This window comes from Pantoea sp. MBD-2R (assembly GCF_039134845.1).
Lineage (GTDB): Bacteria > Pseudomonadota > Gammaproteobacteria > Enterobacterales > Enterobacteriaceae > Erwinia.
Genome location: NZ_CP152417.1, coordinates 2,455,872 through 2,469,084 on the forward strand (window position 1 = coordinate 2,455,872; position 13,213 = coordinate 2,469,084).

Below are 13,213 nucleotides of genomic sequence, written 5' to 3' on the forward strand. Positions count from 1 at the left end.
GGCTACTTCTGCATCGTTTCTTTCAGCTGGGTAACCAAATCACGCCGAAAATCGCCAAGACGAGGCTTATCATCTTCCAGCCACGGCAGCGGTCGACACAGCTCCATGGTTTTTACGCCCAGGCGTGCGGTCAATAACCCCGCGCCAATGCCCTGAGCCGCTCGCGCAGAAAATCGGGCGGCCAGATCCTGCGACATCCAGTCCATCCCCACTTCACGCACCAGTTCAGAAGCACCGGCAAAAGCCATATTTAACAGCACCAGACGGAATAAACGAAGGCGGCTGAAGTAGCCCAGCTCAATGCCATAGATCACGGCGATACGGTTGACCAGCCGCAGATTACGCCAGGCGATAAACGCCATATCCACCAGCGCCAGCGGGCTGACGGCAATCATCAGGGTTGATTCTGCCGCGCTGCGACCGATTTCACGACGAGCCTGAAGATCCAGCACCGGCTGTACCAGCTGGGCGTAAAGCGCGACGATTTCCCGATCGTTGTGCGTTTCATGAAGCGATGCCTGCCAGCGCTGTAAAGCCGGATGCCCCTGATCCAACCCCGCCTGACGCGCCAGCTTTTCGCAAAACTCGCGCCCTTTTCCCACGCCATGGCTGTGTAACAAATCACGGGCCACGTCGCGTTCTTCTGCTCTTTTACGCAGCCGGTAAAGTCGCCGCCATTCGGCAATTAGCGAACCGGCACCGGCACAAACAACGAGCCCCCCCGCCACGCAGCCGCCCATCGCAATCCAGTCTTGCTGCACCCAGGCGTTATGCGCCCACTGTACGCCCTGCGCAACAATGCTTGCGCCAAATACCGCCAGCCCGGCCTTGACCATTCTTCGCCACAGGCTGCGTTTGGGCCTGAGCGCGGCCTCAACGGCTTTTTCGCCCGCGCCTTCCTCTTCAGCAGGTCGTTCGGGGTCTACTGCAACAAATCGCTCATCCTGTTGGGCAAAAAAATGCGCCGCTTTCAGCGTGTCGGTTTTCTCTGTTTCCAGCGGCTGAGCAAAATCAATCCGTGGTTTAATCGGGCTGTTCATCGCAATTTATCTCCCAGCAAAAATTCCAGCGCCGCATCCAGACGAATGTGCGGTAAAGGACGATCGGCATCCTGTTCCTGTGGCCTGAACTGCTCAAAATGAAATCCCTGCTGCTGCCAGAACGCGTTACCCGGCAGTCGCGGCGGCACTTCGCCGGGATAAACGGTTAGCGGCGCATTATCCGTTAGCCGGTGACCGCGTAACGCAGGAATTTTTTCACCGTTGTGATCCACTAAGCCACTTTGCGTCGCCTGTACCGAAGCCAGCCCAACGCAGTCCATCGTAATGCCTTCGAACGCGGCGTTCTGCCAGGCATCCTGCACCAGCTGTTGCAGGAGCGAAACCAGATTAGCGTGCTGATCGCTGGTAACGTGATCCGCTTTGGTTGCGGCAAATAAGAGCTTGTCGATAACCGGCGAGAACAGCCGACGGAACAGCGTTCGCTGCCCGTAAGAGAAACTCTGCATCAGTTGTGTCAGGGCGAGGCGCATATCATTAAACGCCTGCGGCCCGCTGTTAAGGGGCTGCAAACAGTCCACCAGCACGATTTGCCGATCGAAACGCAAAAAATGATTTTTGTAGAAGCCTTTAACGACATGCTGACAATAATAGTTGTAACGAGCACGTAACATGCCGATGTTGGTACTGGCATCCGCCTGCGCCAGTCTCGACTCGTTAACATCGCGAGTCTGTGGCCAGGGGAAAAACTGTAAAGCGGGCGCACCTGCCATATCGCCAGGCAGCACAAAACGCCCCGGCTGGATAAAGTGCAGCCCTTCCTGCTTACACTTCAGCAGATAATCGGTCCAGGCTGCAGCAATGGCCGCCAGACGGTTTTCGTCTGCCGGTGCGAGCGGATCCAGATCGGCACAGCGTTTTTGCCAGGTCTTCGACCAGTCGGCGCGATCGCCCTGAAGCAGCCCGGTCATTTGCCGTGACCAGCTGAGATAATCCTGCGCCAGCATCGGCAGATCCAACAGCCATTCACCTGGATAATCGACAATTTCCAGATACAGCGTGCCGGTTTCTTTAAAATGGCGCAGCAGGGATTCGCGAGAGCGGTAACGCAGCGCCAGCCGCATCTCACTGACGCCCCGCGTGGGCGTTGGCCAGTCAGGCGGCGAACCATACAGCTGCGATAAGCCTTCGTCATAGGTAAATCGTTGAATGCCCATATCGCGTTGCGGGACGCGCTTCACGCCCAGCAGGCGCTCTTCCCGCACGGCAGAAAACATCGGTAGCCGCGCGCCGGCATTAACGTTCAGAAGCTGGCTGACCAGCGAGGTGATAAAAGCCGTTTTGCCGCTGCGGCTAAGTCCCGTGACCGCCAGGCGCAGATGGCGGTCTGCACCTCTGTTCATTAGCGACAGCAATTCATTTTGAAGTCGTTTCATCCGAGTAACCAATGCCTTTTTTGAGCGAGCTATCCCTTTTTAAACGCCAGGCGTAGCAAATATTTAAAAATAACGCTTGAGGAGCCTTAGCGGTTCCAGCGGGAAGTGACGCCGCGCAGCGCACGACGGATAAGCGGTTCCAACGCCCAGGCCAGCACGATTTTAAGCGGTTTACGGGCGACGGATTTCACCGCCCAGCCGGTCAGGCCTGCGGGGCCGTAATTCAGTGCGCCGATCAGCGCAAATTTTCCGGCCGCCTTTAGCGCGGGCGCGGCATTACGACGAAAACCAGATTGCCAGTTGTGCATATTTCTCTCCAGAAAACTGGCGGCCTGACGCGGCCAGCCAGAGCGGTTACAGCTGACGGAAACGACTCCGCACGCTGAAAGTTTCCGAGGTGACGTAGCGTTCTATTTCACGCAGGTTTGCTTCGCCGCCGTTAAGTTCAGCATCAAGCTTTTCTAACAGCATATGCGCCGTCGGCCTGTTTTCTTCTTCGCGCGCAACGCTTTCAGGCATTTCATCCAGTACAAAAGCCAGCACGAAATAGACGATGGTGGTCACCATGAACAAGCCAAAAATCATCGACAGCACCACGATCACCCGAACCAGGCGTACCGGAATATCAAGGTATTCAGCCACGCCGGCACACACGCCTTTCACTTTACCGCGTGAGGGAATGCGGTAAAGCTTTTTGCCGTTAGCCATCATGACTGCCTCCAGTTCGGATGTTCTGCATCAAGGATCTCCTCCAGCGCCTGAATGCGTTCACGCATGCGCCGGGCGTCCTGAGTTAACTGTTGCAGACGCTGTAGCTCGCTGTTAGACAGTGCCGTATTGCCGCTCTGACGGCTGTAGTGCAGCCACAGCCAGATTGGCGCGACAAAAAGCACGAAAATGGTCAACGGTATAGCCAGAAATAATGCGCTCATTTACTCTCCTTGAAAATTCAGGCAAAGGTCAGTGGGCATCTTCAGCGGATGCCCCACACAGACGTTACTCGCTGCGGTTCATTTTTGCTTTCAGCGCGGCCAGCTGAGCAGAAATTTCATCATCGGCCTGAAGCTCAGCGAACTGCTGATCGAGGTTTTTCTGCTTGCCAAAGCTGTGGCTTTCCGCCTCGGCTTCCATATGATCGATCCGGCGTTCAAACGATTCAAAACGCGCCATCGCTTCATCGATTTTACCGCTGTCCAGCTGGCGGCGTACATCACGTGAAGAGGAGGCAGCCTGGTGGCGCAGCGTCAACGCCTGCTGACGGGCACGGGTTTCGCTGAGTTTTTTCTCCAGCTCACCAATTTCACCTTTCATCCGCAGCAGCGTTTCTTCTACCTGCTCCGCTTCGGTTTTCAGAGAAACGGTCAGATCGGTCAGTTTCTGCTTCTCAATCAGCGCGGCACGCGCCAGATCGTCTTTATCTTTACGCAGCGCCAGTTCGGCTTTTTCCTGCCATTCCGCCTGCTGGTATTCAGCCTGTTCGATACGACGCAGCAGCTGTTTCTTTTCAGCCAGCGCCCGGGCGGACGTGGAGCGGACTTCAACCAGCGTATCTTCCATTTCCTGAATCATCAGGCGGACAAGTTTCTGCGGATCTTCCGCTTTCTCCAGCAGTGAATTGATGTTGGCATTCACGATGTCGGCAAAACGAGAAAAAATACCCATAATCACACTCCTCAATTATTTATTTATGCGCGGTGCGCTGTGAGAAGTAATACAAATAGCGTGCCAGTTTTTATCTTATTGATTTATCAGGATTGACAGAGTTTACACCTCGTCGTCATTCAGATAAGGTGGTGTAAATAACCAATATGTGGTGAATTTCATGAGCGAACAGGAAACGCTGTTAGGCGAATCTAATAACTTTCTGGAAGTGCTGGAGCAGGTTTCACGCCTGGCGCCGCTGAACAAACCGGTGTTGGTTATCGGTGAGCGAGGTACCGGTAAAGAGCTCATCGCCAGCCGTTTGCATTATCTTTCCGACCGCTGGCAGGGGCCTTTTATCTCACTCAACTGCGCGGCGCTGAACGAAAACCTGCTTGATTCAGAACTGTTCGGCCATGAAGCCGGCGCGTTTACCGGCGCGCAAAAACGCCATCTCGGGCGATTCGAACGTGCCGATGGCGGTACGCTGTTTCTGGACGAGCTGGCTACCGCCCCGATGCTGGTGCAGGAAAAACTGCTGAGAGTGATTGAATATGGCCACCTTGAACGCGTAGGCGGCAGCCAGCCGCTTCAGGTCAGCGTGCGGCTGGTTTGCGCCACCAATGCCGATTTGCCGCTGCTGGCGGAACAGGGGCAGTTTCGTGCCGATCTGCTGGATCGGCTGGCCTTTGACGTGGTACAGCTACCGCCGTTGCGAGAACGTCGCAGCGATATCCTGGTCATGGCTGAACATTTTGCCATTCAGATGTGCCGTGAGCTTGGGTTAGCTTATTTCCCTGGGTTTTCCGCTGCAGCGCAACAAATGCTGTTGGACTACGGCTGGCCGGGTAACGTGCGGGAACTCAAAAACGTGGTGGAACGTTCGGTTTATCGACACAGCGAACCAGACGAAGAACTTAATGCCATTATTATCAATCCGTTCCAGCCTCGGCATCCGCAAGCTGCGCCTGCGGATGCCGTGACGGAAACGTCCCCTTCACTGCCGCTGGACTTACGCCGCTGGCAGAATCAGCAGGAAAAGACGCTGCTGGCAAAGAGTTTGCAGCAGGCCCGGTTTAATCAACGTCGCGCCGCTGAACTACTCGGCGTGACCTACCATCAGCTCAGGGCGATGATGAAAAAGCACAATGTTGAGATCAATGGCGAAACATAGCTCTCGCATTAAACAGACAAAAAATGCGCAATTTTATGGGTTTATTGCGACTGGGGTATCAATTTCGCCATAACCCTGTAGGGTGCACTCATCAGTACCCGCAAGCGTGTGCTGGTAAAATGGATTCCCTTTTGTCAGATTTATTGCCCGGTAACGCGGGCCTTTTTAATACCCTTATATTGAACAGGCGAGGTACTCCTACTACCTCGCAAGTGGGATGAAGCCTGCACAGGATGCAGGCTTTTTCTCGTCTGTCTGCATGACCGCAAGGCGCATGTTTATCACCATATTGCCTCTCAAACGCTTCTCTGCCAGCCGCTTATAATCAGGATTGTGCCTTTAGCAGCGACGCGTAAATCGCATAATTTTCCTGTTCAAAGCAGACGATATTAATATGATCAATATTCTCATTTGCCCTTGCTGAAATAACCTCAAGCGCAATTTCCGCCGCTAACGCTTTTGGAAAACGATAAATTCCGGTGCTGATATTAGGAAAAGAAACGGATTTTATCTGGTACTGGGCGATGAGATCGAAACAGCGATTCCAGGCGTTTCTTAACAGCGCCTGTTCTCCGCTTTTCCCGCCGTTCCATACCGGTCCTACGGTATGGATGACATAACTGGCTGGAAGATTGCCTGCGCGGGTAATAACGGCATCGCCCGTTTTGCAACTTCCCTGACGACTGATAATTTCACGGCACTCTGCGAGGATCGTTTTACCCCCAGCCCGATGTATGGCGCCGTCCACGCCTCCGCCTCCGAGCAGAGAAGAGTTCGCCGCATTGACGATCGCTTCAACGGGAATCTGAGTAATATCGCCTTGCAAAAGATTGATTTTACAATTCATAAGCGCTCCTATTCGACAGGCTAAGTATAGTCGATGGCTCGCCCCGCATTCCCTTTTCGCTGTGCGTTTGCGGCCAGCCTGCTTTGCGGTTTTCTGCATCAGCTGCCGGAACAGCTATCGCCTCCACGTCGGGATCTGACATAAAAAAAGCCCGCGCAAGGCGGGCTAAAAATACTGGAAGCAATGTGAGCAATGTCGTGCGTTTCAGCGGTAGAGCCACCGTCGAAGCGCAGGTGAATAATAATCATTCTCAACCAAATTTGTAAAGTACTTTGTTGAGAATCTTTCTCATTTCCATAGCAAGACCAGGCGTATTCTTCATCGCCCGGGCTTTATTAAGCACAGGGTTATTTTGTCCTCAGGTCGTCAACGCGCCTGACTGCTATTTCGCTTTCGCATGAAAAATCGTCACTTGCCCAGGCAAACTTTGGGCGACGCCGCAGAGTGCGGTACACTCTGACTATTGCCTGATATTTCAGATGACTTATGCGCACATTTCTCTCTTTTCTTTTCGCTGGCCTGAGCCTGTTCAGTGCTGCAGTTTGCGCCGCCGCGCCGGATGATATCCGCCAGAGCGGCTTTGTTTACTGCGTTAATGGCGCGGTAACCACCTTTAATCCGCAGATGGCCAGCGGCGGGCTGGTCGTGGATACGCTGGCGGCCCAGCTGTACGATCGCCTGCTGGATGTCGATCCCTATACATACCGGTTAATTCCGGAACTGGCCGAACGCTGGGAGGTGCTGGACGATGGTGCAACTTACCGTTTTCACCTGCGCCACAATGTCGCTTTCCAGAAAACCAGCTGGTTTGTGCCCACCCGGCCATTAAATGCGGATGACGTGGTATTTAGCTTTGAGCGCATTTTTAATCGTAAGTCGCCGTGGCACGACGTCAACGGCGGCAGCTATCCTTACTTTGACAGCCTGCAATTTTCTGATGCGGTGCAAAGCGTCAGGAAGCTGAATAACGATACCGTAGAGATCCGGCTGAACAGCCCCGACGCCTCTTTTCTCTGGCATATGGCAACACATTACGCCCCGGTGCTGTCGGCAGAATATGCGGCGAAGCTGGCAAAAATCGATCATCAGGAACAGCTGGATCGTCAGCCCATCGGCACGGGACCGTTTCAGCTGAGTGAATACCGCACCGGCCAGTATATTCGCCTGGCACGCAATCCAGGTTACTGGAAAGGACTACCACGCATGTCACAGGTAGTGATCGATATGGGCGCTGGCGGTACCGGGCGTCTTTCCAAGCTGCTGACCGGGGAATGTGATGTGCTGGCCTATCCCGCCGCCAGCCAAATCTCTATTTTGCGCGACGATCCGCGTTTGCGGCTAACGTTGCGGCCAGGCATGAACATTGCCTATCTGGCTTTTAATACCCGTAAAGCGCCGCTGGATCGCCCTGAAGTGCGTCAGGCGCTGGCGCTGGCGATTAACAATGAGCGTCTGATGGAGTCTATCTGGTACGGCACGGCAGAAACGGCAGCGTCGATTTTGCCACGTGCATCATGGGCTTATGATAATGATGCTCGGGTGACAGAATATAATCCGCAGAAGGCACGTGAACAGCTGAAGGCGCTGGGGGTCGAAAATTTGCAGCTGACTTTATGGGCACCCTCGGCTTCCCAGGCGTGGAATCCCAGCCCGTTGAAAACCGCCGAACTGATTCAGGCCGATCTGGCTCAGGTGGGCGTGACGGTGAAAATCGTGCCGGTCGAAGGACGTTTTCAGGAAGCGCGCCTGATGGAGATGAATCACGATCTGACCTTAACGGGCTGGGCGACGGACAGTAACGATCCGGACAGTTTCTTCCGCCCGCTGTTAAGCTGCGCCGCAATTAGTTCGCAGACTAACTTCGCGCACTGGTGCGATACTTCCTTTGATGAAACGCTGCACAAAGCGCTCCTCTCTCAACAGCTGGCATCGCGGATTGAATATTACAGCCGTGCCCAGGCGCAGCTGGCACAAAAGCTTCCGGTGCTGCCACTGGCTTATTCGTTGCGCCTACAGGCTTACCGATACGATATTCATGGTCTGGTATTAAGCCCGTTTGGCAATGCATCGTTTGCCGGTGTTTATCGTGATAAAGGCGGGGTGAAATAAAGTGGTTATCTATACGCTACGTCGTCTGGTGCTGTGGCTGGTGACGCTTTTTCTGCTGACGCTGGTGGGGTTCAGCCTGAGCTATTTTACGCCGCATGCGCCGCTTCAGGGTGCGTCGCTGACCGATGCTTTGCTGTTCTGGTATCAGGGGCTGATGCAGTTTGATTTTGGGGTATCAAGCATCAACGGCGAGCCGATTTCCCGGCAGCTGTTGGAAGTGTTTCCCGCCACGCTCGAGCTGTGCATGATGGCTTTCGCGCTGGCGCTGATTGTCGGCATTCCGCTGGGCATTGCCGCTGGCGTGATGCGCAATAAATGGCAGGACAAAACTATCAGCGCGCTTGCCCTGCTCGGCTTCTCCATGCCGGTGTTCTGGCTGGCGCTGTTGCTCACGCTGTTCTTCTCACTCGACTTAGGCTGGCTGCCGGTTTCAGGCCGCTTCGATTTGCTCTACCCGGTCAAAAACATCACCGGCTTTGCGCTGATTGACGTCTGGCTCAGCCATTCGCCGTGGCGGCATGAGATGCTGAAAAGCGCCTTGCTGCATCTGATCTTACCGGTCACAGCCCTGGCGGTGGCACCAACGACAGAGGTCATTCGTCTGCTGCGGATCAGTACCCGTGAAGTCATGGAGCAAAACTATATTAAAGCGGCCGCTACGCGCGGGCTTTCACGGCTGACGATTATTCGCCGTCACGTACTGCACAACGCCCTGCCGCCCGTCATCCCTCGCCTCGGACTACAGTTTTCAACGATGCTGACGCTGGCAATGATCACCGAGGTGGTCTTTAGCTGGCCCGGTCTGGGCCGCTGGCTGGTAGATGCTATACGTCAACAGGACTACGCCGCGATTTCCGCTGGCGTGATGATGGTCGGCGGCCTGGTCATCACCGTCAACGTACTTGCTGATATTTTGGGCGCGATCACCACGCCGCTGAAGCATAAGGAATGGTATGCCCTCCGATAATATCTATGCTGAAAAGCAGCTTCCCAGTCGTTTTCGCCACACCTGGCGTCTGTTTTACCGGGACACCACCGCAATGATCGGTTTTTACACCTTTATTGCGCTGATTTTACTTTGTCTTTTTGGCCGTCTGTTCGCGCCTTATGGCCTTGATCAGCAGTTTCTTGGCTATCAGCTGCTGCCGCCCTCCTGGTCGCGTTATGGTGATGTTTCCTTCTTCCTGGGGACTGACGATCTGGGCCGTGACGTATTGAGCCGGCTGCTCAGTGGTGCAGGTCCAACGGTGGGTTCAGCGATAGTCGTGACCCTGCTGGCTTCATTCTGCGCGATGGTACTTGGCGTCTTTGCCGGGCTGACGCGTGGGCTACGCTCGGCAGTCATGAACCATATTCTGGATACCTTTCTGTCTATTCCTTCGCTGCTGCTGGCGATAATCGTGGTCGCCTTTTTTGGCCCCAGCCTGCCCCATGCGCTGCTGGCGGTGTTTCTGGCCATCATGCCCCGTCTGGTGCGATCCATCTATACTGCGGTGCATGATGAGCTGGAAAAAGAGTATGTGACCGCTGCGCGGCTTGATGGCGCAAGCAGTGCCAACATTTTGCGCTATGCGATTTTCCCCAATATCCTGGCGCTGCTGGTCACGGAATTTACGCGTGCGCTGTCGATGGCCATTTTGGATATTGCCGCGCTGGGCTTTCTTGATTTGGGTGCACAGTTGCCTTCACCGGAATGGGGTGCGATGCTGGGCGATGCGCTGGAGCTCATTTATGTTGCGCCCTGGACGGTGATGCTGCCCGGAGCCGCAATTATGCTTAGCGTACTGATTGTTAATTTGTTGGGTGACGGCGTACGCCGGGCCATCGTTGCGGGAGTTGAATAATGCCGCTGCTCGATATTCGTAACCTGACCATTGAGTTCATGACCTCCGACGGGCCGGTGAAAGCCGTCGATCGCGTCAGTATGACCCTGACCGAAGGCGAAGTTCGCGGGCTGGTTGGCGAATCCGGCTCGGGCAAAAGCCTGATTGCGAAAGCGATTTGTGGCGTCACCAAAGATAACTGGCGCGTGACCGCCGATCGCATGCGCTTTGACGATATCGATCTGCTGAAACTTTCGCCGCGTGAAAGGCGCAGAATTGTTGGTCATAACGTGTCGATGATTTTCCAGGAGCCGCAGTCCTGTCTGGATCCCTCTGAAAGCATCGGCCGTCAGCTGATGCAGGCGATCCCTGGCTGGACTTACAAAGGCCGCTGGTATCAGCGTTTTCGCTGGCGGCATCGTCGTGCCGTCGAGCTGCTGCATCGCGTGGGGATCAAAGATCACAAAGACATTATGCGTAGCTTCCCTTACGAGCTAACGGATGGCGAATGTCAGAAAGCGATGATTGCGATTGCGCTGGCAAATCAGCCTCGCCTGCTGATTGCCGATGAGCCGACAAACGCGATGGAGCCGACTACGCAGGCACAAATTTTCCGCCTGCTGTCGCGACTCAACCAGAACAACAACACGACTATTTTGCTGATCAGCCATGATTTACAAATGTTGAGTCACTGGGCGGACCGCATCAACGTGATGTATTGCGGGCAAACGGTGGAAACCGCCGTAAGTGAGGAGTTGATTGTCTCTCCTCATCATCCCTATACGCAGGCGCTGATCCGCGCGATGCCGGATTTCGGCCTGTCGCTGCCGCATAAAAGCCGCCTGAATACGCTGCCAGGTGCTATTCCTTCGCTGGAACATTTGCCGATCGGCTGCCGTCTGGGACCACGCTGTCCGTATGCACAGAAGAAGTGTATTGAAACGCCTCGCCTGACCGGTGCAAAGTCTCACCTTTTTGCCTGCCACTTCCCGCTGAATATGGAGAGCCAGTGATGGATACCCTGCTGGAGGTGCGCAACCTCACCAAAACCTACCGATACCGCACGGGCCTGTTTCGCCGTCAGCACGTAGAAGCCGTGAAAGATGTCAGTTTTATGCTGCGCGAAAAGCAGACGCTGGCCATTATCGGTGAAAACGGCTCGGGCAAATCGACGCTGGCGAAAATGCTCAGCGGCATGATTGCACCCAGCTCGGGCGCTATTCTGATTGACGATCGTCCGCTGGAATACGGTGATTATGGCTATCGCAGCCAGCGCATCCGTATGATTTTTCAGGATCCGTCGACCTCACTCAACCCGCGCCAGCGTATCGGGCAAATTCTGGATTTTCCGCTGCGGCTTAATACCGATTTATCCTCAGAAGCGCGGGAAAAACGCATTATCGCCACCCTGCGCCAGGTTGGATTGCTGCGCGACCATGCCGCCTATTACCCCCATATGCTGGCACCTGGCCAAAAGCAGCGCGTCGGGTTGGCCAGAGCGCTTATCCTGCAACCTAAAGTGATTGTGGCCGATGAAGCGCTGGCGTCGCTGGATATGTCGATGCGCTCCCAGCTGGTCAACCTGATGTTAGAGTTGCAGGATAAGCACGGCATCTCCTACATCTACGTCACACAGCATCTGGGCATGATGAAACATATCAGCGACATGGTGATGGTTATGCACCAGGGCGAAGTCGTTGAGCGCGGCAGTACTGCCGATGTGCTTGCTTCCCCGTTACATGACCTGACCAAAAGGCTGATCAACAGCCATTTTGGCGAGGCGCTGACCGCCGACGCCTGGCGCAAAGATCGTTAAATTCCCCGTCTGTTTAGCCGAAAATCGCCCGCGCCCATAAAATCGGGCGTTTTTTCGGCACATCCTGCTTACGCCTTCAGCATTATGCTTTTCCGCTATTTATTAGCACCGATTGGTCTTTGGTCGGTTAATTCCCCTAAGCGAGGATAGAGTTGCCCTTCAGACCCGGCGGCCATGCTTCTCTGGCGGCCTTCGGGTCAGTTAACTTGAAAAGGAATGACCATGGAACAGCGCCGATTTGAAGGCAACAGCCACTGGTATCATGAAACGCAATCTACACTGACCACGCAAGCCGCCCCTCTGGTTCCCGAGGCGGCGGATATTGAAGACCGCTTTTTACTTGGTCTGGCCGCGTTGTGTAAAGATGAACTGCAGCAGAATTTGCAAGAGGCGCAGCCTGCGCTGCTGGCATCGAGAGATATTTATCAGCTGCTTTTCCCCCGGCAGCTGGTCACCAGCATGACGCATACGCTGACGCTGTACGATCGGCTCAGCACGGCGCTTACCGTGGCGCAGGTGACAGGCATCCAGCGTCTTTGTAATCATTATGCCGCCCGGCTGAATCCGCTCTCCGGGCCTGACTCTTCCCGCGAAAGCAATCGCCGTTTAACGCAGATTACGGAATACGCCCGTCAGCTGGCAAGCCAGCCAACGCTCATCGATAAAGCGGCATTACTGCGGCTGGATGAAGTCGGCCTGACGTCACCGGACATCATTACGTTTAGTCAGATTATTGGCTTTGTCAGCTACCAGGCGCGCGTGGCGGCGGGGATCAACGCGCTGCTCGCGCTGCCGGTACGCTGGATCCCGGGCGTTACCGTGCCTGATGATGCGGATTCACACCGTTTTGAGCAGCAGGCCAGCTGGCAGCCCGCTTTGGCCCCGGTGGAATTGCGCTATGCTTCGCCGCGTCAGCTGGAAGCCCTGACCTGGTGCCAGCCACAGCAGGCATTAAGTACAAGTGCCTGGCTGCTGGCACACGATGCGGAGGTTTTGTATGGCTGGAGTACGCTTTTCAACACGCTTGAAAGTACCGTTGATTCCCCGGAAGGTGCGTTAGCGGCGGCTGTTGCTGCACGCATCAACGGCAGCCCCGCCTGCTTCAACCGCTATGTCACCCCAACGCTGCGGGAAGCGCTGAAAGAAGGCGTGGACGTGGCAATTGCCGCAGCAGAACCAGTACAGCAGGCGGTGATCCACGCCGCTGCACAACTTACCCGCTCGCCGGAGCGCTTTAACGCCGCGCATCTTCAGCCGCTAAAAGAAGCGGGACTGTCGCCACATGCCGTCTTCAGTGTCATTATGAGCACCGCGCTTTCCAGCTGGAATAACCGCCTGATGCAGTCTCTGGGAGCAAGCTGACAAAACG

Annotated in this window: 14 protein-coding genes; 7 read left to right on the forward strand and 7 right to left on the reverse strand. The window is 55.0% G+C overall.

Annotated elements, in window-relative coordinates:
* Positions 1-2 precede the first annotated feature (2 nt).
* From AAGQ96_RS11220 to pspA, 6 genes are all read right to left on the reverse strand, one after another.
* On the reverse strand, positions 3-1,040 hold the full coding sequence (locus AAGQ96_RS11220) for a YcjF family protein (RefSeq protein ID WP_342753585.1): 1,038 nt from the start codon (positions 1,038-1,040) through the stop codon (positions 3-5).
* Positions 1,037-2,434, reverse strand: a complete 1,398-nt coding sequence (locus AAGQ96_RS11225; protein WP_342753586.1) for a YcjX family protein — start codon at positions 2,432-2,434, stop codon at positions 1,037-1,039. The genes AAGQ96_RS11220 and AAGQ96_RS11225 overlap by 4 nt, the downstream gene beginning before the upstream one ends.
* A gap of 86 nt (positions 2,435-2,520) precedes the next feature.
* The gene (gene pspD, locus AAGQ96_RS11230) at positions 2,521-2,742 is read right to left on the reverse strand and encodes a phage shock protein PspD (protein WP_147198113.1); all 222 of its coding nucleotides are present in this window, start codon (positions 2,740-2,742) and stop codon (positions 2,521-2,523) included.
* A 46-nt stretch (positions 2,743-2,788) separates the two neighbouring features.
* Positions 2,789-3,142, reverse strand: a complete 354-nt coding sequence (gene pspC / locus AAGQ96_RS11235; protein WP_147200607.1) for an envelope stress response membrane protein PspC — start codon at positions 3,140-3,142, stop codon at positions 2,789-2,791.
* Positions 3,142-3,366, reverse strand: coding sequence for an envelope stress response membrane protein PspB (gene pspB / locus AAGQ96_RS11240; protein ID WP_147198115.1), 225 nt, complete (start codon positions 3,364-3,366; stop codon positions 3,142-3,144). Before pspB ends, pspC begins: the two co-directional genes overlap by 1 nt.
* A gap of 64 nt (positions 3,367-3,430) precedes the next feature.
* Complete coding sequence (pspA, locus tag AAGQ96_RS11245; protein WP_147198117.1) at positions 3,431-4,096, reverse strand: phage shock protein PspA; 666 nt, start codon at positions 4,094-4,096, stop codon at positions 3,431-3,433.
* Between the two features lie 160 nt (positions 4,097-4,256).
* Between pspA and pspF the strand changes: the two genes are divergently transcribed.
* The gene (gene pspF, locus AAGQ96_RS11250) at positions 4,257-5,249 is read left to right on the forward strand and encodes a phage shock protein operon transcriptional activator (protein WP_342753587.1); all 993 of its coding nucleotides are present in this window, start codon (positions 4,257-4,259) and stop codon (positions 5,247-5,249) included.
* A 325-nt stretch (positions 5,250-5,574) separates the two neighbouring features.
* Here pspF and AAGQ96_RS11255 read toward each other — a convergent pair whose 3' ends face one another.
* Positions 5,575-6,096 carry an O-acetyl-ADP-ribose deacetylase gene (locus AAGQ96_RS11255; protein ID WP_147200608.1) on the reverse strand — a complete coding sequence of 174 codons (522 nt, stop codon included), beginning with the start codon at positions 6,094-6,096 and terminating at the stop codon, positions 5,575-5,577.
* A 486-nt stretch (positions 6,097-6,582) separates the two neighbouring features.
* Here AAGQ96_RS11255 and sapA point away from each other — a divergent pair, with 486 nt between their 5' ends.
* The 6 genes from sapA (at position 6,583) to AAGQ96_RS11285 (ending at position 13,206) form a co-directional block, all read left to right on the forward strand.
* On the forward strand, positions 6,583-8,205 hold the full coding sequence (gene sapA, locus AAGQ96_RS11260; RefSeq protein WP_147198121.1) for an ABC transporter substrate-binding protein SapA: 1,623 nt from the start codon (positions 6,583-6,585) through the stop codon (positions 8,203-8,205).
* Position 8,206: 1 nt separating this feature from the next.
* Positions 8,207-9,172, forward strand: a complete 966-nt coding sequence (gene sapB / locus AAGQ96_RS11265) for a putrescine export ABC transporter permease SapB (protein ID WP_147198123.1) — start codon at positions 8,207-8,209, stop codon at positions 9,170-9,172.
* Positions 9,159-10,049, forward strand: coding sequence for a putrescine export ABC transporter permease SapC (gene sapC / locus AAGQ96_RS11270; protein ID WP_342753589.1), 891 nt, complete (start codon positions 9,159-9,161; stop codon positions 10,047-10,049). The genes sapB and sapC overlap by 14 nt, the downstream gene beginning before the upstream one ends.
* Positions 10,049-11,041, forward strand: a complete 993-nt coding sequence (gene sapD, locus AAGQ96_RS11275; RefSeq protein WP_147198127.1) for a putrescine export ABC transporter ATP-binding protein SapD — start codon at positions 10,049-10,051, stop codon at positions 11,039-11,041. The genes sapC and sapD overlap by 1 nt, the downstream gene beginning before the upstream one ends.
* On the forward strand, positions 11,041-11,844 hold the full coding sequence (sapF, locus tag AAGQ96_RS11280) for a putrescine export ABC transporter ATP-binding protein SapF (protein WP_147200609.1): 804 nt from the start codon (positions 11,041-11,043) through the stop codon (positions 11,842-11,844). The genes sapD and sapF overlap by 1 nt, the downstream gene beginning before the upstream one ends.
* Positions 11,845-12,066: 222 nt before the next feature.
* Complete coding sequence (locus AAGQ96_RS11285; protein ID WP_342753590.1) at positions 12,067-13,206, forward strand: oxidoreductase; 1,140 nt, start codon at positions 12,067-12,069, stop codon at positions 13,204-13,206.
* The last annotated feature ends 7 nt before the right edge of the window (positions 13,207-13,213 follow it).